Genomic DNA, 26,996 nt, shown 5'->3' on the forward strand with positions numbered 1-26,996 from the left:
TATAATTAATAACAGAAAAAGCGTGATCAAATGAATTAAGGTTTAGTTCCTACTAAAAAAGCATTAAATTAAACATATTGATGTGGTTGCATTAAACCGGACACATTCTTTAAGCTGTTTTTTCATCACGGAACAATGTAGGTACGTCCGAACAACTTATCACCAAGGTACCAATAATAATCTCCTGCGGCAAGCGCAGTTGTCTTACTATGACGCGGTGTTGGTTGATATAATTCTCCGTTATTCCTATTCGTCAGTAAAAAATACTATGTTTATCCGTTCAAGATTTTCATCCCATAAATTTATGTTTGTAATTTTGATCGGAATCATATTTTCCGTCCTGGCATTTGGCATGTTCTATGGTACAAGTTCACAAGGCGATTCAGCCGAAACTTATCCAAAAGGTTTTCGCGGCGGTGCCTGCACCATAGAAACCGAGAATCTAATCATTGGCTATTCAGGATATTATCTCCCGGAAGGCTACGAGTCACCTGAAGATACCCTGCGGTCACCCCATGTTCCTGTTCAATGCGGGAAAGTACCCGAACCGTCGGCAGTAAATATTTCGATCGACTTGCTGTATCCGGAATCGGCACGAAATTTTCTGTTATCTCAACGCCTGGTTAGGATAGTAACTGTTGATGACATGGAAAAAGAACTCGAAATATTGTCTGCGCCCATGCAGCAGCACCCATCGGGCGTAATCACCCAGGCCTTTAAACTGAGTGAAGCGGGGCAATATATTTTGTATTTGGAAGGAAAAAATACCGAGAATGCAAGCATTCAAGTGAAAGTGCCATTAAAAGTCGGACTGGATTGGCAAGATCATTTCAAAAAGCTTTTCTCAACATTTCTAAAAAAAGATTAATCCTCGCAACCTCAAGAAATGATTCATGCCGCTATGAGCAATAAGCAATTTTAATCTGGAAGAATGAAAATCCTGAGGACTCCTAAAAGATAGAACAATACCTGCCGTAATGATCTTTATAAAAATTGGGAGAAATTTCATGGACGTAACCGGTATAGCAAGAATAGCAACTGAAATGGCGAACTTTAATACCAAAGAAGCCGTTGGTATTGCAGTCCTTAAAAAGGCCATGGATATTAACGCTGCAAGTGCTCTCGCATTAATTGAGGCCATTCCTGATAATTCTCAATCTGCACCAAACCTGCCTTTAAATCTCGGGCGAAATATAAATACGACCGCCTAATTTCGTATCCATTTCCAATGCCAGGTTGATTGGATCAAATTTGTATTCCTTTGTGTATTGCTTTCTCGTTACCATTTCTTCCTCCAGTTAATGCTATTTTCTCTTAACTGGACTGTACGGATTCATTAGACCAGGCAATCTGTCTCCTTAATTTGAGTTGGCTCATCAGCCTAGCATGCAAACGAATGGTTATTTCAGGTGCCTGCAAATTCTTCGACGGCTAAAACGCAGGGCCTGATAGGCGATTGAAAACCGTCATGTCACTTTTCAACTGAGACGCTACCGGATTCCCATCAATGTTTCTTTTTAATTATTGGTTTAATATAATTGACGATCACAAAGCTTAAGGAGAAAAATATAATGAATATTCCATTCCAAAATGATGCATTGGGGAAATTAACATTACGGCTTACCGTTGGCGTACTAATGCTATTTCATGGTGTGTATAAGGTGCTCAATCCAGGTTCTCTCGATTTTATCGGCAAACAGCTTGCCAGCGTGGATTTACCTCAGGCTTTAGTTTACGGTGTATATTTGGGAGAAGTTGTCGCAGCGCTTATGATCATTCTTGGAATTTTTTCCCGGATTGGCGGGTTGCTTGTGTTCGGCAATATGATATTTGCAATCGTGCTGGCACATCGCAGTCAATTATTCACATTAGCCGATCACGGCGGATATGCTTTGGAATTGCAGGTTTTCTTCATGCTTACAGGACTTGCAGTATTCTTTCTTGGAAGTGGCAGATTTGCCGTTAAACCTGATTAGATTTACCCCTGTCCTTCAGAACAGGTGTTCAACGAAAGTATTAAATGCTTGCCAGTCAGTTCAATAATCCTTTGAGGAAAAGGCTATTTTCTTTCAGTAGAGTTAGCTTTCTCCAATTGATGACGAAATTCATCCAATTGCCGTATTAGTTCATCACTAAAAGATTTAACCTGGTTTTCAAAAAGCGGTATTTGCTGCTCCAGCTTCTTGTTAATGACATCGCCAATTGCCCGTAAACTATTAATAACCTCTCCGAAAGGCAGGATTGAGAGATTATTGAGGGTTTTCTGATAATCTACTTTCCATACATCGTCTTCTTTCAATAAAACAGTATCGAAAGTTAACGTCTTATTGTTTTCGTGATTTTTCAGCATAACGACAGTTGCCACCTTTGCATTAGGACCATCAATGACGATCATGCCGGTCTTTTCCAGTGACGCTCCCATAATATTTTCTTGTTTAACCACAAGAGCTTGAGTTTCTCGTGCTGTGTATTTTTTGGCGGATTCGAGTTCACCATTTACCATTGCCTTCCAGAATGCTGTAGTGGTTTGTTCAGGGCTTAACGTCGTTTGACAACCGTTGAGTATGAATAATAGACCGAGAACGCCTATCAATCTTGGCGTCTTATGATTTGTGCAATACTGGCGCAAAATCTGTAATAGGCTTTTATATTTTATCATTGGAACCTCCAGGGTTACTCAAGCAACAATCTTTCGCACAGGGAATAATCTTATAACGCCACGCTATTAATAATTTTCAATTATTCTGAAGCATAGACCTGGCTAATGTTAACAGCATCACAGCAAAATATCTGTCTCATTTTATTCCACCAAAAGTAATGCCGGATGCGTGTCGTCAGCGTAAGCTGTGTCGATCACCGTTAAGAATCTGCCTGGCAATATTGGCAACATGCTTTCAGAACTTTCCACCGCAGAAAATATTTTTATCCTGAATCAGTGCGGGTATAAAAATCATGGAAGCAAAGAGACTCATTGAATATCCTAGAGGAAATAACTTCACTGTTAAAGCTGATGGTGACTATCTTGAATTATCGCCATCTGAGAAAGTAACTGATGAATTGATTAACCGTTTACGAAAATACAAACCGGCAATTGTCAACGGAAATATAACTGGATCGTTATTGGAAGTGTTTCGTTCGTTGTCTCATCAGAATACCGGTTACCTAAGCCATGTTAGCTGGTATCTGACTCATACCAGCGCGCACCTTTGGCATTCCAAAAGTCATGCGTGCTGGTTTTTTATTATGGGTTGAGTTGGCCTTACAAGCAGAACCATTAATTGCTGCCAAGGCTAAAGAACAACAAATTAGAAAGCCTGGATCTGATTTGGCAAATTTGCCCGAACAAAATCCTGTAAATACCCGTCTAGCCACAATGCCTGGCGTATCGGCATACCGGAATTTCGTTCATTTTGATTCCGCATATTCAATAGAATAATCCCAGACTACCTTATTCTCGACATTCTGGTTTGAGTATAGATAGATTTCCTTTTTAAAATCTCTGGCTTGTCCGGGAGGTATGGAAATATAAATATATTCATTGGTCTCTGAGAAAATCACGCAGTTATCTTCATTATTTACACAATCTTTCGCGATAATTTTTAACTGTACGCCACTCAAATTATATTTTTCTGAGTTATTGTAAATGCGCCCTGTCATTTGATAGTTATTTCCGATGGGATCAAAAGATATTTTTCTTAAAACTACCTCTGACGGAAGAATTCGGGTTTTGGATTTGCTCTCTTCATATTCCTGGTATTGCCAAACCATGAGACCTATAGTCAAGGAAATCATAGCAAGATATCCTGCAAATATTCTGAAACGTACAGAAACTATCAATAAGATCAATATGATAATTACTAGAAACACTTTCATAAATAATTTCTCATGAAGTAGAGCGGAGAGTTAAGGCAAACTCAAGGGTAACACTATTTCTTAAAGAAAAAACCCCAAAGTAACCACATCACCGCTAGCCGAGATTGATGCGACTGAAGGATCAGTAATTCCTCATATTTTGTTTGATCTGGTTGATGAGATAGTTGTAGGCATTAATAAGGTCTACCGTATGATTTTATTAATTCGGAAATTAAGTGTGTAGTCCTTGGATATTCTTATTTCAGTATTTTTATGTTACCTATACCATTAGGGTAAAGAGAATACCAATCAGCAGCAAAAATAATAAAAATCGGAATTAAGGAAAGGATGTATGAATCATCAATCTCTCTCAGCCTTCATTTGGTCGGTCGCCGATCTGTTGCGTGGCGATTACAAGCAATCCGATTATGGCAAGATCATCCTGCCGTTTACCGTGTTGCGCCGTTTGGATTGCGTTTTGGAATCTACCAAAGCTGCCGTGCTGGCGGAACATGAAGAAAAGAAAAAACTCGGCTTAAACGCCGATCCCTTCCTGCTCCGCAAAGCCAGGCAAAGTTTCTATAACATTTCGCCCCTGGATATGAAGAAGCTGATGGGCGACCAGGACCATATCAAGGAAAACCTGTTTTCTTATATCCACGGGTTTTCTGAAGCGGTGCGGGATATTTTCGAGCGTTTTGAGTTTTATGCCCAGATCGACAAACTGGCTAAATCTGGGCTTCTGTATCAAATCACTGAAAAGTTCGTCAATGTCGACTTGCACCCCGGTAAAGTCAGTAACAGCCAAATGGGGCTGGTGTTTGAAGAACTTATCCGCAAGTTTGCTGAAATCTCCAACGAAACCGCAGGAGAGCATTTCACCCCGCGTGAAGTGATCCGCCTGATGGTCAATCTGCTGTTTATCGAAGATGATCAAGTGCTGGCAAAAGCGGGGGTCGTCCGCACCATTTACGACCCCACCGCAGGAACGGGCGGGATGCTGTCGGTCGCGGGTGAATATCTGGAAGAACACAATCCCGAGGCCCGCCTCACCATGTTTGGGCAGGAGTTGAACCCGGAATCCTATGCCATCTGCAAAGCCGATATGCTGATAAAAGGGCAGAATGTCGCCAATATCGTGTTCGGCAATACTTTTTCAGAAGACGGCCACCCGCATAAGAAGTTTGACTATATGCTGTCCAATCCGCCCTTTGGTGTGGAATGGAAGAAGGTCGAAAAAGAAGTCCGTAAGGAATATGAGCAGCAAGGATTCAATGGCCGATTCGGGGCGGGCTTGCCGCGTGTGTCTGACGGTTCGCTGCTGTTTCTCATGCACCTGATCAGCAAAATGCGTCCGGCCAACGATGGCGGTAGTCGCTTTGGCATTGTCCTCAACGGTTCGCCACTGTTCACGGGTGGTGCGGGTTCGGGCGAAAGTGAAATCCGCCGCTATGTGCTGGAGAACGACCTTGTGGAAGCCATTATTGGCTTGCCGACCGATATGTTTTATAACACGGGCATTAGCACTTATGTCTGGATACTCAGCAATCGCAAGCTGGCGCATCGCAAAGGCACAGTGCAATTGATTGATGCGAGTGGCTTCTGGCAGAAGATGCGAAAAAGCCTTGGCTCGAAGCGTAAAGAATTATCGGATGACCATATTACCGGGATTACCCGCCTGTTCGGGCAATTCATCGAGGCCAGCGAGGGTAAAAAGCCGATTTCCAGAATCTTCAAGAACAGTGATTTTGGTTATCGCACCATCACCGTTGAACGTCCGTTAAAAGACGGGAACGGCAAAATCATTCTCGGTGAAAAAGGCAAGCTGAAAGGCAAACCGCAACCGGATTCCAGTCTACGCGATACTGAAAACGTGCCGCTCAATCAAGACGTGGAAACCTATTTCAAGCGCGAAGTGCTGCCCCATGCGCCGGATGCGTGGATAGACCATGACAAAACCAAAGTCGGCTATGAAATCCCGTTCAACCGGCATTTCTATGTGTTCGAGCCGCCGCGTGAACTGGCGGCGATTGATGCGGACTTGAAGCAATGCACGGATCGTATTCTGGCCATGATTAAAGGGCTGACGGCATGAGCGTGGCGCGGCAGTTTTGCGAAACTTGCAAGATGATGGAAAGTCTCACCACTGGTGAGACAATAACTTGTAACAACATTAATTGCGCCAGTACCGAATACACACTTTTTTAAAACTTTTCTAACTATCATGAGACATCCATGCAAACCGTCTACAAACTAAATGCCGATGAACTGAATAATGAGTTTTTGGAATCAATCAAAACCCTATTCCCTCATAAAACCATCGAAGTTGTCATTCATGAAATTGATGATGTAGACCAGAGCCCACCGAGGGTTGGCCTGCAACATGCAAAATTCTCCCCGCTTCCGGCCCGCTTGAAATTGACCCACGATGAGTTACATGACAGAAAGCCGGATTATCTGACCCTACCAGTCGATGAAATCATCATGCCATCCAGAGATGAGCGTTATGAACGCTAGGCTATTTGCAGATACCAATGTTTGGATATACGCCCATCTGCAACGGGCAAACGATCCGCGCTGCCAACGGGCTGCCGAGATGGTGAAGGTATTGCCGTTAATTATCAGCAATCAAGTAATTAACGAGTATTACAGTGTCATGCTCAAAAACAAGGCCAGCGATGCTTTTATTCAGGTCAATATCAAAAACATGCTTTGGCATTGTGATGTGTTTTGTCTCAACTTGGAAACCTTGGCTGCCGCCTTTGAGATACGGGAGCGTTACCGCTTTTCATGGTGGGATAGCCTGATTGTGGCTTCTGCTTTAGAAACCGAATGCGAGCAGTTATATACCGAAGACCTGCAACACGGACAAATAATCGAAGACCGGTTGCGGATCGTCAATCCATTTTTAGAAACGACGCAAACATGAGTTTTCCGCGTTACGAAAGTTACAAAGATAGTGGTGTTGAATGGCTGGGAGAGGTGCCGGAGCATTGGGAAATAGCATCACTATCGAGATTGTTTAGTATAAAAGCGGGAGGGGATGTTAAAACGGAGTTCTTTTCCGAATTCCAAACCGAGAATCATCCTTATCCCATTTATACTAACGCTAATAACGAAAATGCAGTTTATGGCTATACAAGCAAATGTAATTATTCTCCAAACACTATTACCGTAAGTGGTCGTGGTGAAGTTGGTTTTGCCGTATACAGAGATCATCCGTATGATGCAATTATTCGCTTGCTAGTATTGTCTCCATTTGGAACTGGCAATTGTAAATTTTTTTCGTATTTTATTAACGTTGTAATAAATTTTAGCGTTCAAAGTTCAGCGATAGGACAGCTTTCAACGCAGCAAATATCCCCTTATAAAGTAGCGTTTCCATCCTTTGAGGAACAACAATCCATCACCAATTTCCTCGACTGCGAAACCGTGAAAATTGATGCACTAATTGCCGAACAACAAAGGCTGATCGAATTGCTCAAGGAAAAGCGTCAGTCAGTTATTTCCCACGCCGTCACCAAAGGCCTAAACCCCAACGCACCGATGAAGGATTCGGGTATCGAATGCCTGGGCAAAGTGCCGGAGCATTGGGAAGTCTGTGCAATAAAACGGATGACGCTTTTAATTACTGATGGGGCGCACATATCTCCTGAAACTGGAGGTGGTGTATACGACTTTATTTCGACTAAAGATATTAGCGATAAAGGTATTGATTTTGAAGGATGCCTCAAAACAACATCCTCAAGTTATGAATACCTTGTGCGGACTGGTTGCCAGCCAATTTGCGGAGATATTTTATTTAGCAAAGATGGCACAATTGGAAGAACAGTAGTCATCAAAGAACAACGTGATTTTGTTGTAGCTTCGTCGTTAATAATTATTCGACCGGATAGCGATATTTTAGATTCCAGTTACTTCAACTATCTTTGTCAGTCATCTATTGTAGTTCAGCAAGTTGAAGGCTTTGTTAAAGGCGCAGGTTTGCCTCGTCTTTCGATTCAGAATCTACTTAAAGTATTTGGTGTGTTTCCATCATTTGTTGAACAACACTCTATCGTCACATTTCTCGACAATGAAACCGCCAAACTCGATACCCTAACCACGGAAGCCAAAACCGCCATTACCCTGCTCCAGGAACGCCGCACCGCCCTGATTTCCGCCACCGTGACCGGGAAAATTGACGTGCGTGGGGCTGGTCTCAGCTAAAACGGAAGTAAAAGCGGAAACCGTGCCTTGTTAATTTAGCCGTATTAGCTATAATACCTGTATTAGCTAATTGGAGAAAAAACCATGCGTACTATGACCTCTGTTGAAGCCCAAAACCATTTTGGCGAATTGCTGGATACAGCGCAACGCGAACCGATAACCATTACTCGCCGTGGACGTCCTGTGGCGTTTATGGTTTCCTGCCTGGATATGGAGGAACTCATGGAAATCCGTAAGCAGCGTTCCAAAGCGGTGGCGGCTTTCGAAAGTTTTTTCGCTGAAACCGATAAAAAATTAACGCCGGAAGCGGATGCCTTAACCGTTGAAGCTGTCAAGCAGTTGGTCAATGAGCTTCGCTAAACGAATTGTCATTGATACCAGCACGTTGATCAGTACATTGTTAAAACCGCAGTCAGTTCCCAGGCAAGCCTTCAATTATGCCTTGGCAACCGGAACGCTTTGCGTTTCGCCTGCTATGCTGGCTGAGTTGGAAAACGTTTTGTTGCCCGATAAGTTTGATCGTTACGTTGATCGGGAAAGCCGCCTGGGTTTTTTACAGCTTTATCATGCTGCAAGCGCTCTATTCCCGGTCACTCTTGACGAGGAAAAAATCCTGACACCGCCATGCCGGGATTCTCGCGACAACAAGTTTTTGGCTTTGGCATTGCATTGTTCGGCACAGACTGTGATTTCAAGCGATGAGGATTTGCTTATCCTGAACCCTTGGCATGAAATTGCAATTGTTAGCCCTGCCCGATTTTTGTCATGAGCGATTTACATAAGGAAATCAATTTCGAGGTTGAAATCTGTGATCATCTGGCCGCTAACGGCTGGCTGACTGCGCAAGGCGATGCGGCAAACTATGACCGCACACGGGCATTATTTCCGGCAGATGTGCTGGCTTGGGTGCAGGATACCCAACCGAAGGCATGGGAAGCACTGGTGAAGAACCACGGCGCACAGGCGGCGGATGTGTTGCTGGGGCGGTTGCGGGATTCACTCAACCAGCGCGGCACGTTAGACGTTTTACGCCACGGAATTGAACTGCTTGGGCTTAGGCAACCGCTCATGCTTGCCCAATTCAAACCCGCCTTGGCTATGAACCCGGATATTCTCGTCAAATACGCCGCTAATCGGCTGCGGGTTGTGCGGCAATTGCGCTATTCGCTGCACAATGAGAATTCGCTTGATTTGGGTTTGTTTCTGAACGGGATTCCGGTTGCTACGTCGGAATTAAAAACCAACTTCACTCAGTCGGTGGAGGATGCGATTGATCAATATCGCTTCGATCGCGAACCGCGCCCGAAGGGGCAGGGCAGTGCTGAACCGTTATTGTCTTTCCCCAATGGCGCATTGGTGCATTTCGCGGTGAGTAATAGCGAAGTGCATATGACCACGCGGCTGGAAGGAGCAGCAACGCGCTTTTTGCCATTCAACCGGGGCGATAACGGCGCGGCGGGCAATCCACCCAACGAACAAGGGTATCGCACCGCTTATTTATGGGAAGAAATCTGGGCGCGGAATAGCTGGCTGGAGATTTTGGGCCGGTATCTGGTGACGCAGAAGGACGAGAAAAAACAGATTAAGAAAATCATCTTCCCGCGTTTTCATCAGTTGGATGCAACGCGCAAGCTGCTGGCGGCGGTGTTGCAGGAAGGCGCGGGCGGTAAATACCTGATCCAGCATTCGGCGGGCTCAGGCAAAACCAATTCAATTGCATGGTCGGCGCATTTTCTGGCCGATTTGCACAATGCCGGCCATGAAAAACTGTTTGATACCGTGTTGGTGGTTTCTGACCGCACTGTGCTGGATGATCAGTTACAGGAAGCGATTTTCGATTTTGAGCGCACCGCTGGCGTGGTCGCCACGATCAAAGGGGAGGGCGCTAGTAAAAGTGCGGAATTGGCGGCGGCGCTGTCCGGCGGCAAGAAAATTGTGGTTTGCACCATCCAGACTTTCCCTTTCGCGCTTAAGGCCGTGCAGGAATTGGCTGCAACGCACGGTAAGCGCTTTGCTGTAATTGCGGATGAAGCGCATTCGTCGCAAACCGGAGAGGCTGCGGCCAAACTGAAAGCCGTGCTATCGGCGGAAGAATTGCAAGAACTGGCCGACGGCGGGGAAATCAGCACCGAAGACATACTGGCCGTGCAAATGGAAAACAGGGCGGCGGAAAGCGGCATTACCTATGTGGCTTTTACCGCGACACCCAAAGCCAAAACCCTTGAACTGTTTGGACGATTGCCCAATCCTGATTTGCCAGCCGGTGCGGACAATCTGCCTGCGCCGTTTCATGTCTATTCGATGCGGCAAGCCATTGAAGAAGGCTTCATCCTCGATGTGCTGCAAAACTATACCCCTTATAAATTAGCGTTCAAACTCGCGCATGATGGCAAAGAACTGGATGATAAAGAAGTCGAGCGTAACGAAGCCCTGAAAGGCATTATGCGCTGGGTCAGGCTGCATCCTTACAATATCAGCCAGAAAGTGCAGGTGGTGGTCGAACATTTCCGCGAAAATGTAGCCCTTTTGCTGAATGGCAAAGCAAAAGCCATGGTGGTGGTCGGAAGCCGCATTGAAGCGGTGCGCTGGCGGCTGGCGATTGATGTCTATATCAAAGCCCAAGGCTACAAAATCGGCACGCTGGTGGCGTTTTCCGGTGAGGTCAACGATAGCCAGTCAGGCAGCGAGCCGTTCAGCGAAACCAGCAGGACCATGAACCCGAACCTGAAAGGGCAGGGTATCCGTGAGGCTTTCAATACAGAAGACTATCAAATCCTGCTGGTTGCCAACAAATTTCAAACCGGATTCGATCAGCCCCTGTTGTGCGGGATGTATGTCGATAAACGGCTGGCAGGCATTACGGCGGTGCAAACCTTATCTCGCCTCAATCGCGCCCATCAGGGCAAAGATACTACTTATGTGGTGGACTTCGTGAATGACCCGGAAGAAATTCTGACCGCCTTCCTTGCCTATTACGAAACCGCAGAATTAGCCAACGTCACCGACCCGCACCTGGTTTATGATTTACGCATGAAGCTGGACGCGGCGGGTTTTTATGATGAGTTTGAGGTCAATCGTGTGGTTGAGGTGGAGTTTAACCCGAAGGCCAGGCAAAGCGATCTGGCCGGAGCGGTAGAGCCAGTCGTCGCCCGGATTTTGCATCGTTACAAAGCGGCTCAGGAAAAGCTGAAAGCGGCCAATGCCAGGGAAGATGGCAAAGCAGCCGAAGATGCCGAGAACGAAATGAACGCGCTTATCCTGTTCAAACATGATATGGGCGCATTCCAGCGTATGTATGCGTTCCTTTCCCAGATATTCGATTATGGCAACACCGCCATTGAGAAACGTTTTATCTTCTACAAAAGATTGATTCCACTGCTGGAGTTCGGACGGGAACGAGAAGGGCTTGACCTCTCCAAGGTCATGCTGACGCACCATAACCTGAAAGTTGAGGGAAAGCGGACATTAGCCCTGGTCGATGGCGAATATCCAAAACTGATGCCAATGGAAGGCGCAGGTACCGGGCAAGTTCGGGAAAAAGAAACAGCATATCTGGTGGAAATTATTGCCAGGGTGAACGATTTGTTTGAAGGTGAATTGTCCGATGACGACCAGCTTATTTATGTTAACAATGTCATCAAAGGTAAGTTGCTGGAATCGAAAACACTGGTTCAGCAAGCTGCCAACAACACCAAACAGCAGTTTGCCAACTCGCCTGACCTGTCCAACGAGTTGATGAATGCCATTATGGATGCCTTGGCCGCCCATAGCACCATGAGCAAACAAGCCCTGGAGTCAGAAAAAGTGCGCAGCGGATTGCGGGATATTTTGCTCGGCCCGGCACAACTTTATGAGGCGCTTAGGGAAAAATCGGAAGGACATCCGTGAATATTCTTATTGATACCATCCGGGTTGCTGGTTTTAGAGGCATTAAAAATCTTGAGATTTCATTACCGCGTAAACTGTGTTGATTGGTGCCAATAATTCAGGCAAGACCTCGTTAATAATGGTGCGCTTGGCATAAATTCTAAGCATGTATATTTTTTGTTAATTTTCGTTTTAGCTTTTTATTGGAAATTGACTTTAAATATTTTTTCAAACTTACCAGCTTACGTTTGCGGTCATGAATTTCCGGCCAGAACTTCAATGTACGTTTGACGTAGAGCAAAAAGATCGTTGTTTTACGCTTGTTCTTGCCACTGGGGCTTTGCAGTAACACCTGTTCTCTGAAATGTTTGTCAAGCTTGCCGAGAATGCCGGCTTCTTCAAACGCTTCCAGTGCCGCTACCTGCCGGTTACTGAGTTTTTTCTCCAGTTTCCCAGTGGGGATAATCCATTGGCGTTCCTGCCGGCTGGTAATCAGATATACCTTAAGCTTTGTTTTGCTCATGACGACAGGTACTACCGCGATGCGCTTTTTCTTATGATGTTGTTTCTTGCTAGTCATAACCCCGCTTACTTTCTGCCGCTAGATGGGCGTTTTGATAGCGTTTATTATCAGCCACAGCTATCAATACAAATCAAATAGAATTCTATCGTTATATCGAACCCATAATTCCCGATCCGGTTTCATATTTCAAGCGCTACATTTATGCTAGCTTTTTGGCGGTTTCTGAAACCTCTTCCCAAAGTTCGTGATAGGCGTAGCTAGCTTGCCTGGACTTAGCAAAAGTATCAACAGGTGCTTTGTGCACGCCCATTTTCTCGATATCCGATGAATAAGGAATGACCGTATTCAAAAATATTTTATATCTCGCAGACATGGCTTCCATTGTTGCTTTATGCAGAGATTTTTGCGCCTGAACCATCGAGAAAAAAGGAATGATCTTATCTTGCGGATAATCATTATCCTTAAAAAAAGCCATCAGTTGCTCAAAAGTCCGTTCTGAAAGCGTAGTGGGTATAACGGGAACCAGTACCATATCGGATGCAATAAATATGGATTCCGACAGATGGCTAATAGATGGAGGACAATCCAATACCACTAAGTCATATTCTTTGTTGAAGCCTTTTAATACGCGTTTCAAACGATTCTTGCGTTTATTGAAACCGGCCAGTAGCGTGTCAAAGTTACGGAAACTCAAGTGTGCCGGAATAATATCCAGATTTTCAAAGTCACTTGCTTTAATGTGTTTTACCAGGTTTTCATAAGCTTTAAAAAAGCGCTTAGCCCATTTCTTTGAGGATGGTTGGACTCTGAAATAAAAGGACGATGCACCCTGAGGATCCAAGTCGATGAGTAATGTTTTTGCCCCGGATTTGGCAGCCCAATAGGCAAGATTGACTGAAGTAGCCGTTTTTCCAACACCTCCCTTCATGCTATAGCAAGCAATCACTTTCATTTTGAATCTCCTGTTTTTGCCGCCTCAAATACCAGATCAAACTCAATGGTCATGTTTTCCGTGAAAAAATCCGCTAATGCATTCTCAACTTTAGGGCGCTCTTCTAATTTTTTTTGATGCAAGATTGCTACCAAACCACTCAACGCTTTAGACATTTCGATCCGGGTATCATCAACATAGCTGCTTAAAAATTCTATTTGGATGCAATAATCATTGTAGTTACCTAATATTGTTTGTATCTTTTTAATTTTACCGGCTATTTTTCCTGTACGTCTCTTTGGTAATAAATCAGCAAAAAATTCGATCAAGTAGCGTAGCTTCTTAAATTCAATACGTAATTCATGAATTTTTTCATCGGCTGACTGACTATCAATAGCCGCACTCATTGCCAGCATTTTATGATAGCGCTTTAACAATAATTTTTTTACCACTTGCAATACTGGTGTTGATGCCATTGGTGTCTGATAAGCGGAGTGCTGGGATAATTCTGCGGTACAGATAGCCAGATCGGCCCTGTAGTTGTCAGAAGACAAATATCCCGCCACTTTATTTTTTTCTTGTTTACGCTGTTTCTTAATTAAACTATAAAGCTCGGTTAAGCCACTTCCAAAATTTTCTGGCAACATCGCACGATAATTGTCCTGGGCCAGTAAAAATACGTCCAGATCCCGCAGCTTATTCGTTTTGCTTGCAATTGAAGAGAGTCTGGGTCTTAGCGCATCAATCATTGTTGCCGGCAATGCTTTTTTTAACAGACTGATTAATGATCTTAATTTTCGAATGTTCACTCGAAATTGATGCAAAAACTCGGTATCGGTATCTGCAATTACGCCGCCAACATGAAGTCTTGCCTGATCAAGCATCGCAACAGCCATTGCTCGCACCGCTGGTTCTGTTTGCATATCCTCGGTCAAGGGCGGCAGACTATATTGTTTTGGTTCAAGGGCATGGATAGCTTGCCCCATTAATAAAAATCTCAATCCGAAATCATTAACTTTTGCTTTAATGCAAGGTCTGAGTAACCGTACAGCGCTGGTGTAATATTTTGCATACCCGCGCAATGCCTGGAGTGTGAAATAACAGGTAATTTTGCCGCCAACCGCCGATTGTGTTAAACGACCCTTCACCACGATTTTTTGATTGTCATTGCGCAGTGAAAAATCCGTTTCAAGCAAGTTTAGAGATGCGATCGGTAATACTGCGCGTAAACCAATTAATTTTTGCAATTTATTCTTAACCGGACTCTCTGAAAATTCCCACCAGAATCTAACATCGCTTGTTGCTTTTACTTCGTCAATGCAACCAGAGTGGTCAAGGAGTTGAAACTTCTGCTTATCCACTTGGTAAAGCAAATAACCCGCGTGCCATAGATGAGCATCAAAATCATCGTAAAATTGCAGCGTCGACGCTGTAGCCGGATTAGCATCAGTATCAAATTCAGATGATATTGCCGTGAGGATGTCGGTGTTCTTGATCGCCTCGTTTAATTCCCAGGTATTTACCGGTAAAGAATTCATTTTTTAATTTCTAAATGTCCTTATATATCATTGTCAGTTTCAATTTGGATGGAAGTCAAATTGAGGTTGTAATCCTATTCAGGAAATTCATTTCCACGATGATAACGGTTTTTAAGATAAGAGGTAACTATTCCAACCTGATGATTCTTTTTATTAGAAATTAGCTGGTTACAATTCCTATGGTTGCGTGATTAATACCTGGCGAGAAAGAGTTTGGATTATCTTTTCAGGTTTGTATGCTTATAGCGCCTCATCTGTATTCCTTCTATTTGATCGTTCGAGATGTTTAAATGGTAACGCAGCTTGCCTTCTGCTAATCTTACAAAAGTTGCACTTCAAACTTGAATTCGTCGAACAATAAGCGATCGTAATATCATGAAAATAAAGTGTATCTACAGTCTTCTCACCTTACTTCTCTGCGGATGCGCAACAACGTCATGGCAGAGCGATACTTTACCTTCACCACTATCTGGCGATGAAATAGCGGTTAATCACAGTACTGAACGAATACTCGAAGCACGTGAGCAGATATTAAACGAACCTAAGCAAACAAAAGTTTCAGCCCCATCGGTTATTAGCCAGGGAAAAACAGAAGACTCGGCACAAAAGCCTCTGTGGCCATCTGAAACAGGCATCGCAACTTACTATGCCCATGATATGGAAGGGCGCACCACTGCAAGTGGCGAACCTTATGACCCTGAGCAATTGACAGCAGCTCATCGCACAATACCCATCGGCAGCAGTGTGCGGGTGATTAATCTGAAAACCAGGCAGCAAGCCATAGTACGTATTAATGATCGTTGGGGCGGCGGTGGGGACCGAATTATTAACCTATCAAAGCAGGCCTCAATTCAACTTGGTTTTGGCTCTGCTGGTACCGTGCCTGTGCAGCTTGATGTGGAATCACTTCCATCCGGTGCCCAACCAAGAGCCAGAATTCAAACATTACCGTCCCGCATCGAAGAGAGCAGTGCAAAAAATCAATCGAGATTAAAAATTTGTCAAAATGAAGCAGATATCCTTGGGTTAACCGAAAATTTCTATCGCAATCATGTGACAGCCTGTTTATCACGTCGTGAATAGAATTTTCAAAAAATCAGTTCACCCAATAATTGAAATTAGCATATATTCGTTTTATCACTAAGAGGCATGTCTGGGGCTAGCTTGATTCAACAGTGGATGCATCACATTTATTAATCAACCGATATCACAAAAAGGAAATTATGGATACTTCACATAAATGGCGTTTTTTTCGTTCCGGTGGCTTTGATCAGGTCCGCCTAGAAACGGAAGGAGATTTAAAATCTCTCGGTGAGCTTGATCCAAAGCTCTGGGCAGCACTGAGTTGCCCAACTAGCAATCTTGAATTCGATAGCAAAACACTTGAATTCATCGATGCCGATGCTGATGGTCATATCCGTGTACCCGAAATTATTGCAGCCGCTAATTGGGCGACATCATTGCTTAAAAATCCTGAAGATCTTACTCATGGATCGGATACCCTGCCCCTGAATTCTATTGATGATAGTTCTCCAGAAGGAGCTGCGTTGCTTGCTTCAGCAAGACAAATTTTGCTGAACATTGGCAAAAACGATGAACTTGCCATCTCAATTGAAGATACTGCCGATTTGAATAAGATTTATGCGAGCACAAAATTCAATGGTGACGGCATTATTCCGTCCAGCGCAGCCACCGACGCTGATACACAAACAGTCATTGAAGAAATCATTACTTGTGTAGGTGCGGAAGAAGATCGTTCGGGATTAGCCGGTGTTTCGGAAGAGAAGATCATTCAATTCTTTACGGAAGCTAATGCTCATTCGGAATGGTGGCAATTAGCCGAACATCATGCAGCCAACATTCTTCCGTTAGGAGAAGAGACTCAAGCTGCTAAGAAAGCTTTTGATAGCGTCAAAGCCAAAATTGACGATTATTTTACGCGTTGTCGGCTTGCAGAATTCGATCAACGGGCCGGTGAGCCACTCAATCCCGCAATCACAGAATATGAAGCGCTGGCCAATAAAAATTTATCTGCTGAATCCGAACAAGTCGTCTCCTTACCTGTAGCAAAAATTGAAGCGAATAAACCGCTGCCGCTTGCCGCAGGAATTAATCCTGCGTGGATACATGCGATCACTGAATTTAGAGATAAAGTTATCAGTCCGCTTCTGGGCAGTAAAGAAAATCTGAGTAGTGAAGAATGGCAACAATTGTGCAATAAGTTTTCAACTCATCAAGCATGGTTGGATGTTAAACGAGGGGCTATCGTTGAATCGTTAGGAATCAAACGCATTCGCACCATTCTGGCTGGTGGCTTTCAAGAGAAAATCATGTCTCTGATCCATAAGGATAAATCTCTTGCTTATGCATGGGATGCCATTAATTCTGTTGAAAAATTGATTCGCTACCACCGCGATCTTTTTCAGTTATTGAATAATTTTGTATCGTTCCGCGATTTTTATACGGCTCAGCACAAGGCCATATTTCAGGCAGGATCATTATATTTGGATGGCCGCAGCTGTGATTTTTGCCTGCGTGTGACGGATATCAATAAGCATAGCGGCATGGCCAATTTAAGTGGCACTTACCTTGCCTATTGTGATTGTCAACGCCGAGGTGGCGATGAGAAAATGAGCATTGCTGCGGCTTTTACCAATGGGGATGCGGATAATCTTATGGTTGGTCGTAATGGTGTATTTTATGACCGCAAAGGACAGGACTGGGACGCGACCATCGTCAAAATTATCGAACACCCGATTAGCGTGCGCCAAGCCTTCTGGTATCCGTACAAGCGGATTGGCAAGATGATTGGAGAGCAAATCGAAAAAATGGCAAGTGCGCGAGAGAAATCAGTTCAAGACCAGGCAACATCAGGTATCGCAAACACTGCACAAGCTACCGAAGCTGGTAAAGCACCTCCTGCTCCATTCGACGTCGGCAAGTTCGCAGGGATTTTTGCGGCGATTGGTCTGGCCATTGGAGCCATTGGCACCGCGATCGCAGCCGTCGTAACAGGTTTTATCAGTTTAATCTGGTGGCAAATGCCATTGGCTATTGTTGGATTATTCCTATTAATCTCTGGTCCATCAGTTCTCCTTGCTTTTCTCAAGCTACGTAAGCGTAACCTGGCTCCATTACTGGATGGCAATGGCTGGGCTGTCAATACTCGCGCTATTATTAATATTCCGTTTGGTGCGTCACTGACACAAATGGCTACCTTACCACCCGGCGCTCAGCGTTCACTCACCGATCCTTATGCGGAAAAGAAAAGTCCATGGAAGTCTTATTTCTTTATTTTGTTACTGTTAGGGAGTATCGCTTATCTCTGGCATAGCGGTTACCTGAATCACGACGTTCTGGAAACAGTACGCAAGCAATTTTCAACGAATAAAAGTGAAGCAACAATCGAAAATAAAGTTAAACCTGATACAGATATTCCGGCCGTGCCTCAATCAGATGCTGCTCCAAGTGATCATAAGCCAGCTACAAAAGATGAACCACAATCTAGTGCAGAATTTTCAGAAGTTTTACCTGATATACAGCCAACATCAGTACCAATATTAACTGCACCAGCATCTAAGCCAGTTAATCGCTGAACTTATACACGTTAACGGGATTTTTCAAGTTTATGGAGAGCAGATTGGCGCAATCTTTATAAAACTAGTTTTTTCGGGATTGCGCCAATCTTTTCATTCCACAAACTGAGGAGTGTTGTCAAATATGTAGCTTATTGTATTAGGCGGCGAGTGGGTTTTTACATGCTATGGTAATCCTCCCATTTTTAATAGGGGCTTGCAGTAGAGAGTTTTAGTTTAAAAGCTTCTGTTGGCAGTGCCGGAGATTCTTATGACAATGCGCTGGCCGAAAAATTAACGGATTATACAAGCCGGGGTCATAAGGTATCGCGGCCCCTGGCGCAATATTGACGATGTGGAGTGTGCTACCTTGGAATAGGTAGATTGGTTTAACAATCACCGGTTACTGGAGCCGATCGGAAATATTCCATCAGTGGAATTTGAAATGGCATATTATCGGCAACTAAGGGAGTCAGTTCAAACCCGGGGCGATTCACTTATCTTTCAGCTGGTTTTCAATTCCGGTTAACCAGGAGGATTCGGGTTGATCATTTTTGAGCGCGCGCCCAGCGTTTTCTTTGCCAGATAATAACGCCTGTTACTGAAAGCATAGCAACGAGTAATCCCAGCACGGAGATCATGATGCGTCCGGGCAGACCAAGGATTCGGCCGGAGTGTAGCGGAAATTGAGCGTCCAGAAAGATATCGCCTGCACTTCCGGTTCCAGGTATTTTTTCTCCTAATAAAGAGCCATCCTGGCCGTCGAAATAAAGCCACGGATTACCAAGGCCGAATTCTGCATGGTCTTGTCCCGGTTCATGAAATGTAACGCCATAGACACCATATTCCGGATTATAAAACATGCCTCCAGGCGGCGTGCTCCAATTTCTTTTTTGGGATTCCGTATTGGCCAATTCGATGATTTCGTTACGGCCGATCATGGGTTCTATGGGCTCATCATGTGGGTTGGGGGTACGTATTGCAAAGGGATCGGGGGCAAGTGTGGAAAAAATTGAAACAATGGGGCGCGTGATTTCAAGTTTAAGATTCATCGAAACTGCAGTCACGGCAAGTATCAATAATAATCCCCATAGCCATACTCCACCGGAGCGGTGCAGGTCAAAATTCAGCTTATAATTGCCTTGCCGCCAGCGGAAAGCAAATGATTTTCGCCAGACTTCAAAGTTAGGAAATGAAATCCATAATGCAATGAAGCAATCGATGGACCACACAATTGCTAAAATGCCCATTAGTACAATGCCTAATTCAATATCGAAAGCATCCGGAATATGCATGCTATAGTGCAGTTTATACAGGAAGGGGATGAAATTTTCACGAGCGAGCGAGATTTCTCCCCACATGCGGGAGCCGCGTAATTCTCCACTCGCAGGGTCCAGCGCGATTTGATTGAACCTCAAATCAAATGCCCTGCCTGTACTCGGATCTATGCGCCCTGTTACACCCAACCCCAGGTTCTGATCAGGCTCGATAGTTAACGGTAGCCATGTGATGAGTATTCTGGGATCAGCTGCTTCAAGTTGATCCGCAAGCATGGTTGGAGGAAGAGGATCCTCCTGGCCCTGTCTGTCGAATAATTGCGGATTTAACCATTCATCGAGTTCATGATCCCAGGAGATGATTGCGCCGGTTAGGCCTGAAACAAACAGGAAGAGTGCCAGAAAAAGACCGGCCCAGCGATGTAGCAGTGTAAGAATCTGACGACCTATTCTGGATTTTCCGGATTGAGTGTCTTGTTGCCCAATCGCAGCTGGTATTGCAGATTCAATGTATTTTTTCATAATGTTAAGCTGCGCTATGGGCTGTTATCAGCGATGAGGTGATTGTTTCAGATTCGGTTTCTGATGGTTGTGCATTAATATGGGTCAAACGACCGTTTTCCATGCGTATAAGACGATCAGCCAAGTGAAAATAACGATCATCGTGGGAAATCACTAATATTGTTTTGCCCATTGCACGTAACTCGGGAAGCAATTCATGATAGAAGATTTCCTTAAAAACAGGATCCTGATCAGCTGCCCATTCATCAAATACCAGAAATGGGCGATTCTCAAGATAAGTGATCGCAAGAGCCAGGCGTTTGCGTTGTCCTTGCGATAACGTAAGCGTGGTAAAGGCGCCATCTTGAACTTTTACTTTATGCTGCAGATGCAATTTTGTTAAAAGTTCGTTCCCTTTTTTATCCAAATCTGTTTCATGGTTTGTTTCAAGTAATCGATCAAAAAGATGGAAATCGGAAAAAATTGTCGAAAAAAATTGTCTGTAATAATCACGATTCACATCATCGATAATTGTTTCATTAAGGATGATCTTTCCTTCTTCCGGAGGATAAAGACCTACCAGCAATTTTGCTAAAGTTGTTTTGCCGCTGCCATTACCTCCAACCAGGAAAATAATTTCTCCAGGATGAAATTGCAAATCTATTGGACCTAGTGTAAACATTTCATCTTTCTGTTCGTGATAATAGCGGTGTAACACACTCTCCAGCCTAATGGATTGCAGTGGTGGCAATTCAATTTTATGGGTTTGCGATTCGGAAGAGGACATGGAACGCGTAATTTCATCGATGCGCTCAGCCGAAACTTGTGCCAGATTTGCACGGGGAATATTCAATAACAGAGCTTCAAGCGGCCCCAACATATAAACAAATACCAGCGCATATCCCGTCATGATCAATGTTCGATCGGGAACGTCGCCAACCAGCATGAACAGCACCATGCCAATAAATGCATAAATCAGAAAATTCCCCCAGCCTGCTGAAGCCACAAAAATGGACATGCCAAGCGTTCGTTCTTTACGTACTTTCTCGATTGATTGCCCGAGTACATCATTATAGAAAGCAGTGCGCTTGCCTCGATTGAGACGTAATTCCTTTGCGCCGTCCGTGAGTGAACGAAAATAGGCGAATAAGTTATCCTGTTCCTCAGCGGCAATATCCAGGTGCTGTATGGCGCGAAGGTGGGCAAGATGATATCCAAGCGAACCAAATCCGATGACAAGGAGCGCTAATAAGAAAACCTGCCATGATAGAAAAGCCATGTAAACCAAGCAGCCGGCAACTACGACGGCATTTGTCAGAATTACAGGAAAGCTAACGAAAAATTCGGCTACACGGGTGCAATGTTCGGAAAGAGCGGACTGTATACGCGCTGCGCCCAGTAATTCGAGTTGCCGGTAATCGGCCACAATGACGCGTTTTGCGATAAAACCGCGAAGCTCGGCGTGTGCGCGTTGTCCTAATCGCTCAAATAAAATAGCAGCTACCACATAACTTACCATGACGCAGGATGCTGTTGCTGCGAATATGAGTGCCATTTTTCCGTTATCCGATTCGGCGGTTGTCAGTGCGGCGCTGATTTGTGCAAGCAGAAGAACACTGCAAATTCCATGCACTATGCTGGCAATCGACGCGCTTAAAAGTAGAGGCTTGGATTGTTTAATAAGATATTTCAACATGGTTTATCTATTTCGAAAAAGATATCAATAGTGACGAATGGTGAAAGCAAATGTTTACTCTCTTGGGCTAACGTATGCGGTAGTTTTGGGTAGCTTAACGATTAACTGAAGAAGTATTTGTGGCCGGTCATTTCTCGCTATTTGTCAATAGCATGGCCATTTTCTAATTTTATTGAGATGTCACTGAAAGTGAGGGGAATGGTCATCAAAAATAATAAATAATAAATAATAATACTTCTCATTCGTCTTCAAAAACAGATAAAGAAATTACAAAAATAATCTCTCATTGGAAATGAATGAAACAGTTTCAATTAAATGATCGGTCGAGTGAATTATTGGTGGAGCAAGCGACGCTTCCGGTTCACTTGATATCTCGTCCGGATCAAATTTGCTATGGCGTCACGTATGAAGATGAAACTTTACGCGTGAAAGAAAATGAAAATGGGAGAGAAACGGTCTGGCATTTATATAAACAATCTGACCAATTAAGATTGGAATGGACAGATTGTTCTTATGAATATCCTGAAGCGACTGAATTGTTGGCGGCAATAGAGGCTTCGGTGGTGAACTATCCGCATCAGAAAAAATTATCTCTTTTGATTCCAAGCGACCACCTCAAGGCGTTATTTGATTCAGGTGTTTTGATTAAGGGTGCGGATAATCAGATTTCTGTTTATGTAGATATTTTTTGGCAGCAAGCCAGAGTATGGCGTCTTTCAACGTCTGTTCAGGTTTTTCCCATTCACTATGTCGTTAGTCATGGGCGGAGCCATCCGCTTCGCCCGCCCAAACCCATCGGTAAAGTTTATCAGCGGTATATTTCGTGGTTGGGCCGTACCTTGATTTTCCGGGCAATCGATCCAGCAACTGATCTGAGCTGCTTCAACCGCTGGATGAATGATCCAGTCGTAGCGGAGTTCTGGCAGGAAGAAGGGGATTTATCCAAACATCATGCTTATCTTGCTGCCATCGAAGTTGATCCTCATGCAATGGGTTTGATGGGTTGTTTTGATGATGAGCCATTCGGTTATTTCGAAATTTATTGGGCACAGGAAGACCGGATTTCTCCTCATTACGATGCAAATGATTTTGATCGTGGCTGGCACGTGTTGATCGGGGAGCCGCATATGCGCGGCAAGCCTTTTGTTACAGCCTGGCTACCCTCCATTTCGCATTATTTGTTTCTTGATGATGATAGAACACAACGTGTTGTGATCGAGCCGCGCATTGATAACCATAAGATGATACGGAATCTTGCGCAGTGCGGCTATGCAAGCATCAAGGAATTTGATTTTCCTCACAAGCGCGCGATGCTTGGCATGTTGTCACGTAAACGTTTTTTTGCTGAACAACTATGGGTGCCGCGTCGCGTTTCGTTACCCCAGTCTGTCGCCTTATCTTAAGGATTTCATGATGAAAATTTTTGATTTGATCGGTATTGGTTTTGGCCCGTCCAATATAGCGCTTGCCATTACGCTCGAAGAGAAAAAACAGGCTGGTTATCCCACCGAGTCCTTTTTTATTGAGAAGCAGCCCGGTTTTGCGTGGCATGCAAACATGATGCTGGATAACGCACATATGCAGGTCTCTTTTCTTAAAGATTTAGCCACGATGCGCAATCCGGCCAGTCATTTCACATTTATCAATTACTTACACGAGAAGAGCAGATTGCAGGATTTTATCAATCTGAAAACTTTCTTTCCGAGTCGTCGTGAATTTAATGATTATCTTGCGTGGGCCGCGGGGCATTTTGATCATTGCTGCGCATATGGTGAAGAGGTGATTGAAGTGTTACCGGAAAAATTCAGTGGTGAGATTTCATTGTTGCGAGTCCGGTCCCGCGATAAAAGGCAAATTGTTCATGAGCGATTAACTCGAAGCCTGGTGATCAGCATCGGTGGTCAACCCAGGATTCCGGAAAGTTTTGTGCAAATAAAAGATGATCCGAGGGTTTTTCATTCAAATGATTATCTGAAGCAGATTAAACAGCATGCGCATGCCATAAAAATAGCTGTAGTTGGAGCAGGGCAGAGCGCCTCAGAAATTTTTATGGATTTACATCATCGTTCTCACGCCACGCAAATTGATTTGATCATGCGCGCCCGTTCAATCAAACCATCGGATGATAGTCCATTTGTCAATGAAATTTTTAATACCGATTTTACCAATTTTGTTTTTAATACCCCAGAACAGGAGCGGGGAAGAATACTCGGTGAATTTTGGCATACCAACTATGCAGCACCCGATCTGGTTCTGATAGAACAAATTTATAACGTGTTGTATCAGCAAAAAGTTGCTGATACAAAGCGGCATCGTTTTTTACGACGCCATGTAGTCAGAAAAGCCATCGCCCAATCAGATGGGATTCAATTCACTCTCCAGGACTTGAATAACGATTGCGAGAAAACCTCAATCTATGACGCGGTGGTATTGGCAACAGGGTATCACCGCGATCATTACAAATCGTTACTAGCGCCGCTCATGCCTTATTTGCAGGATTGTTCAGTTAATCGCCAATACCGGATAAGCAGCGTGCCGTCATTTAAGCCGGCAATTTTTCTTCAAGGTGCTTGTGAGAGCAGCCATGGCTTAAGCGATACCTTGTTGTCAGTAACAGCGGTGCGTACTGATGAAATAGCACAAGAATTGATGAACATCATCAATCAATCAAACAGTACACAACCTCAGCGTACAGTAACTTCCGCGTTGGCTTAGTTAGTGTATGAAAAATAAGTAGCTAATTTTTTGTGAAATTTAAGATGAAACTCCAGAACAATATTAAAATTATTCCGAAATACGCATTAATGTTTTTCGCTTCGCAGTTGATGACTTTTTTACTATCTATTGATAGCTATGCGCAATCCAAACAAGAGTCTTCAGGACAATCTGCTGCATCAGGCAACCCGCAACCCGCATCGGTTTCTGAACCTAAAACCGAATCTGAAAAAGCCGATCCACCTGTTTTTCCTATGGTTACAGTCGAAGGGAAGGCCGCTGATGAAATTGCCGGGTATGTAGCCAAGCGTAGTATCACCGCAACAAAGACGGATACGCCGATTCTGGAGATTCCACAATCAATTTCTGTGGTAACGCGCCATGAAATGGATATGCGAAGTGTGCAGAATTTTACCGAAGCCTTACGCTATGTTCCTGGTGTTACTGTTGATCAGTTTGGATTTGATGGCCGTGGCTTCGAGTATGTGCTGATGCGTGGTTTCAACGGCAATCCGAATGCAAATTTTCGTGATGGATTGAGTAATGCAGCGCAAGGGTTATTTTTTAATTCTTTCATCACGGAAACCTATGGCTTAGAGCGAATTGATGTGCTGCGCGGTCCTTCTTCAGTTATGTTTGGTCGCGGCGATGCCGGCGGTATCATCAATCGCGTTACTAAGAGGCCCAATGCTAATCCAGTGCGTGAAATTGAGTTTCAGTACGGAAATTTTGACCGTAAGCGGATTGCGGCTGATGTGGGTGCTGTCAGTAAGGATGGAACTATAATGTTTCGATTAGTCACAACGGCACTAGAGACTGATACGCAAGTCAGATATCCCAACACCGGTGGTGAACGTGCGCAGAATGAACGTTTTTATATTGCTCCATCAATAACCTGGCGTCCTACAAATGCTACATCCATTACACTGATGGGTGACATACTTCATAATCGTAGTGGTTCATCGCCTTTTTACATTGCCGCGCCCGATGGCGGCTTCTCAAATGTACTGCAAAGCGATCCGAAATTCGCACGATACAATACCAATCAATCCTCGTTCAGTTATCAAATTGAACATCATTTCAATGAATTTCTTACCGCACGTCAGAATTTTCGCTATACACAGCAAACGGGGCGTTTCCAGGATTTGTTTTCTACCGGATTCAATACGGTTGACCAACCTGCATTGGCTGACAGGGATGCTTATGCTACCAATGAGAGGTTGAGTCAGATTGTTCTTGATACGCATTTGCAAGCAAAACTTAATACCGGTCCGTTTAATCATACCGTGTTATTGGGGGCGGATTGGAATCAAACCAATGCCACTCTCAAATATTTCCAAGGTTACAACAATGGGTTTATTCCGCCTAGCATTGATATTTTGAATCCTGTTTATGGCGTACCGATTCCGCGCCCGGATGTGCTTGGGATAAATGCAAAACAAAGAATTGATCAACTGGGTTTTTATATTCAAGATCAAATACGTTATAACGAAAATTGGATTCTGACGCTAAGCGGACGGTATGACAGAATTCATTCCAGGGATAATGATTTTTTAAGTGTTTCAACCACTAAAGTCAAAGATAGCGCATTTACCGGGCGGGCTGGTTTGACCTATCTGTTTTCAAATGGCATTGCGCCTTATTTCAGTTATTCACAATCTTTCTTGCCTCAAGCCGGGTTTGATTCCAGTGATAAACCTTTTGATCCAACACGCGGTGAACAATTTGAGGCGGGCATCAAGTACCAACCTGTGGGAGGAAGGAGTTTATACACAGTTGCATTTTTTGATCTTTCCAAAACAAATGTTTTATCACGGGATCCAGCCGATGAAACGGGTTTTCGTTTTATGCAATTGGGCAAAGTAAGATCACGCGGGGTTGAACTGGAAGCCCGTGCTGAATTGTTGCGTGGTTTGAATATGATCGGTTCTTTTACTTATCATGATGTGGAAAACGTCAAGGATACCGATTTCAAAGGCAAGATGCCCGTGCAAGTGCCAACGACTATGACATCCGGGTGGCTGGACTATTCCTTTGGAGCATTGGGCATCGACTGGTTGCGGGGATTTGGATTGGGTGGCGGGGTGCGTTATATCGGTAGAGTCTTTAATGAAGAACAAAATATAAGCTCAACGCCAGCATTTACATTATTCGATGCAACGCTACGCTATGAAAGAGGCCCCATGCTTTTTACCGTCAATGCCAGCAATATCTTTGATAATAGATATATCGCCTCGACATTTTTCGGTAGGCACTATCTAGGTACCGAACGCACGGTGATCGGTACGTTGGCTTTTAGATTCTAGGTAACG

23 protein-coding genes and 1 pseudogene are annotated in these 26,996 nt (G+C 44.1%); 17 read left to right on the plus strand and 7 right to left on the minus strand.

Annotated elements, in window-relative coordinates:
* The first annotated feature begins 352 nt into the window (after nucleotides 1-352).
* The 3 genes from C4S39_RS07770 (at nucleotide 353) to C4S39_RS07780 (ending at nucleotide 1,976) form a co-directional block, all read left to right on the plus strand.
* Nucleotides 353-868, plus strand: coding sequence for a hypothetical protein (locus C4S39_RS07770; RefSeq protein ID WP_258039348.1), 516 nt, complete (start codon nucleotides 353-355; stop codon nucleotides 866-868).
* A gap of 139 nt (nucleotides 869-1,007) precedes the next feature.
* On the plus strand, nucleotides 1,008-1,211 hold the full coding sequence (locus C4S39_RS07775) for a YjfB family protein (protein WP_103966517.1): 204 nt from the start codon (nucleotides 1,008-1,010) through the stop codon (nucleotides 1,209-1,211).
* Nucleotides 1,212-1,571: 360 nt separating this feature from the next.
* On the plus strand, nucleotides 1,572-1,976 hold the full coding sequence (locus C4S39_RS07780; RefSeq protein WP_103966459.1) for a DoxX family protein: 405 nt from the start codon (nucleotides 1,572-1,574) through the stop codon (nucleotides 1,974-1,976).
* Between the two features lie 83 nt (nucleotides 1,977-2,059).
* On the opposite strand, the gene C4S39_RS07785 is transcribed toward C4S39_RS07780, so the two are convergent.
* A complete protein-coding gene (locus C4S39_RS07785; RefSeq protein WP_103966460.1) occupies nucleotides 2,060-2,659 on the minus strand; it encodes a hypothetical protein in 600 nt (199 codons plus the stop codon).
* A 293-nt stretch (nucleotides 2,660-2,952) separates the two neighbouring features.
* Here C4S39_RS07785 and C4S39_RS07790 point away from each other — a divergent pair, with 293 nt between their 5' ends.
* Complete coding sequence (locus tag C4S39_RS07790; protein WP_103966461.1) at nucleotides 2,953-3,252, plus strand: hypothetical protein; 300 nt, start codon at nucleotides 2,953-2,955, stop codon at nucleotides 3,250-3,252.
* A 153-nt stretch (nucleotides 3,253-3,405) separates the two neighbouring features.
* On the opposite strand, the gene C4S39_RS07800 is transcribed toward C4S39_RS07790, so the two are convergent.
* On the minus strand, nucleotides 3,406-3,792 hold the full coding sequence (locus C4S39_RS07800) for a hypothetical protein (protein ID WP_258039349.1): 387 nt from the start codon (nucleotides 3,790-3,792) through the stop codon (nucleotides 3,406-3,408).
* Between the two features lie 412 nt (nucleotides 3,793-4,204).
* Here C4S39_RS07800 and C4S39_RS07805 point away from each other — a divergent pair, with 412 nt between their 5' ends.
* The 7 genes from C4S39_RS07805 to C4S39_RS07835 all read left to right on the plus strand — a co-directional run bounded on the left by C4S39_RS07805 (nucleotide 4,205) and on the right by C4S39_RS07835 (nucleotide 11,949).
* Nucleotides 4,205-5,947 (plus strand): type I restriction-modification system subunit M, encoded by a 1,743-nt coding sequence (locus tag C4S39_RS07805; protein WP_103966464.1) that lies wholly within the window; start codon nucleotides 4,205-4,207, stop codon nucleotides 5,945-5,947.
* A 140-nt stretch (nucleotides 5,948-6,087) separates the two neighbouring features.
* Nucleotides 6,088-6,369: a hypothetical protein gene (locus C4S39_RS07810; RefSeq protein ID WP_103966465.1), complete on the plus strand. Its 282-nt coding sequence runs from the start codon at nucleotides 6,088-6,090 to the stop codon at nucleotides 6,367-6,369.
* On the plus strand, nucleotides 6,359-6,781 hold the full coding sequence (locus C4S39_RS07815) for a PIN domain-containing protein (RefSeq protein WP_181023785.1): 423 nt from the start codon (nucleotides 6,359-6,361) through the stop codon (nucleotides 6,779-6,781). The genes C4S39_RS07810 and C4S39_RS07815 overlap by 11 nt, the downstream gene beginning before the upstream one ends.
* The gene (locus C4S39_RS07820; RefSeq protein ID WP_103966467.1) at nucleotides 6,778-8,061 is read left to right on the plus strand and encodes a restriction endonuclease subunit S; all 1,284 of its coding nucleotides are present in this window, start codon (nucleotides 6,778-6,780) and stop codon (nucleotides 8,059-8,061) included. The genes C4S39_RS07815 and C4S39_RS07820 overlap by 4 nt, the downstream gene beginning before the upstream one ends.
* Nucleotides 8,062-8,145: 84 nt before the next feature.
* Nucleotides 8,146-8,421: a type II toxin-antitoxin system Phd/YefM family antitoxin gene (locus tag C4S39_RS07825; RefSeq protein ID WP_103966468.1), complete on the plus strand. Its 276-nt coding sequence runs from the start codon at nucleotides 8,146-8,148 to the stop codon at nucleotides 8,419-8,421.
* Nucleotides 8,408-8,830 carry a putative toxin-antitoxin system toxin component, PIN family gene (locus C4S39_RS07830; protein WP_103966469.1) on the plus strand — a complete coding sequence of 141 codons (423 nt, stop codon included), beginning with the start codon at nucleotides 8,408-8,410 and terminating at the stop codon, nucleotides 8,828-8,830. The genes C4S39_RS07825 and C4S39_RS07830 overlap by 14 nt, the downstream gene beginning before the upstream one ends.
* Nucleotides 8,827-11,949, plus strand: a complete 3,123-nt coding sequence (locus C4S39_RS07835; protein WP_103966470.1) for a type I restriction endonuclease subunit R — start codon at nucleotides 8,827-8,829, stop codon at nucleotides 11,947-11,949. Before C4S39_RS07830 ends, C4S39_RS07835 begins: the two co-directional genes overlap by 4 nt.
* Before the next feature lie 139 nt (nucleotides 11,950-12,088).
* Here the strand turns inward: C4S39_RS07835 and C4S39_RS07840 are convergent, their stop codons facing one another.
* The 3 genes from C4S39_RS07840 to C4S39_RS15295 all read right to left on the minus strand — a co-directional run bounded on the left by C4S39_RS07840 (nucleotide 12,089) and on the right by C4S39_RS15295 (nucleotide 14,383).
* On the minus strand, nucleotides 12,089-12,508 hold the full coding sequence (locus C4S39_RS07840) for an NUDIX hydrolase (protein WP_103966471.1): 420 nt from the start codon (nucleotides 12,506-12,508) through the stop codon (nucleotides 12,089-12,091).
* Nucleotides 12,509-12,650: 142 nt separating this feature from the next.
* On the minus strand, nucleotides 12,651-13,403 hold the full coding sequence (locus C4S39_RS07845) for a ParA family protein (protein ID WP_103966472.1): 753 nt from the start codon (nucleotides 13,401-13,403) through the stop codon (nucleotides 12,651-12,653).
* Nucleotides 13,400-14,383: a CHAD domain-containing protein gene (locus C4S39_RS15295; protein ID WP_181023786.1), complete on the minus strand. Its 984-nt coding sequence runs from the start codon at nucleotides 14,381-14,383 to the stop codon at nucleotides 13,400-13,402. Before C4S39_RS15295 ends, C4S39_RS07845 begins: the two co-directional genes overlap by 4 nt.
* Before the next feature lie 912 nt (nucleotides 14,384-15,295).
* Between C4S39_RS15295 and C4S39_RS07855 the strand changes: the two genes are divergently transcribed.
* The 3 genes and pseudogenes from C4S39_RS07855 to C4S39_RS15775 form a co-directional block, all read left to right on the plus strand.
* Nucleotides 15,296-16,003, plus strand: coding sequence for a septal ring lytic transglycosylase RlpA family protein (locus C4S39_RS07855; protein WP_103966474.1), 708 nt, complete (start codon nucleotides 15,296-15,298; stop codon nucleotides 16,001-16,003).
* A 140-nt stretch (nucleotides 16,004-16,143) separates the two neighbouring features.
* A complete protein-coding gene (locus C4S39_RS07860) occupies nucleotides 16,144-18,516 on the plus strand; it encodes a hypothetical protein (RefSeq protein ID WP_103966475.1) in 2,373 nt (790 codons plus the stop codon).
* 216 nt (nucleotides 18,517-18,732) lie between these two features.
* A pseudogene (locus C4S39_RS15775) lies at nucleotides 18,733-19,024 on the plus strand (hypothetical protein); the annotation flags it as partial.
* Nucleotides 19,025-19,043: 19 nt separating this feature from the next.
* Here the strand turns inward: C4S39_RS15775 and C4S39_RS07865 are convergent.
* Both C4S39_RS07865 and C4S39_RS07870 read right to left on the minus strand, forming a co-directional pair.
* Nucleotides 19,044-20,294: a PepSY-associated TM helix domain-containing protein gene (locus tag C4S39_RS07865; protein ID WP_103966476.1), complete on the minus strand. Its 1,251-nt coding sequence runs from the start codon at nucleotides 20,292-20,294 to the stop codon at nucleotides 19,044-19,046.
* Nucleotides 20,295-20,298: 4 nt separating this feature from the next.
* Nucleotides 20,299-21,969, minus strand: a complete 1,671-nt coding sequence (locus C4S39_RS07870; protein ID WP_103966477.1) for a cyclic peptide export ABC transporter — start codon at nucleotides 21,967-21,969, stop codon at nucleotides 20,299-20,301.
* 296 nt (nucleotides 21,970-22,265) lie between these two features.
* Between C4S39_RS07870 and C4S39_RS07875 the strand changes: the two genes are divergently transcribed.
* From C4S39_RS07875 to C4S39_RS07885, 3 genes are all read left to right on the plus strand, one after another.
* A complete protein-coding gene (locus C4S39_RS07875) occupies nucleotides 22,266-23,372 on the plus strand; it encodes a GNAT family N-acetyltransferase (protein WP_103966478.1) in 1,107 nt (368 codons plus the stop codon).
* Nucleotides 23,373-23,379: 7 nt separating this feature from the next.
* The gene (locus C4S39_RS07880; protein WP_258039350.1) at nucleotides 23,380-24,684 is read left to right on the plus strand and encodes a lysine N(6)-hydroxylase/L-ornithine N(5)-oxygenase family protein; all 1,305 of its coding nucleotides are present in this window, start codon (nucleotides 23,380-23,382) and stop codon (nucleotides 24,682-24,684) included.
* A 110-nt stretch (nucleotides 24,685-24,794) separates the two neighbouring features.
* Nucleotides 24,795-26,990, plus strand: a complete 2,196-nt coding sequence (locus C4S39_RS07885) for a TonB-dependent siderophore receptor (protein WP_258039351.1) — start codon at nucleotides 24,795-24,797, stop codon at nucleotides 26,988-26,990.
* The last annotated feature ends 6 nt before the right edge of the window (nucleotides 26,991-26,996 follow it).

Origin of the sequence: Nitrosomonas ureae (assembly GCF_900108305.1) — a bacterium.
Lineage (GTDB): Bacteria > Pseudomonadota > Gammaproteobacteria > Burkholderiales > Nitrosomonadaceae > Nitrosomonas > Nitrosomonas ureae_B.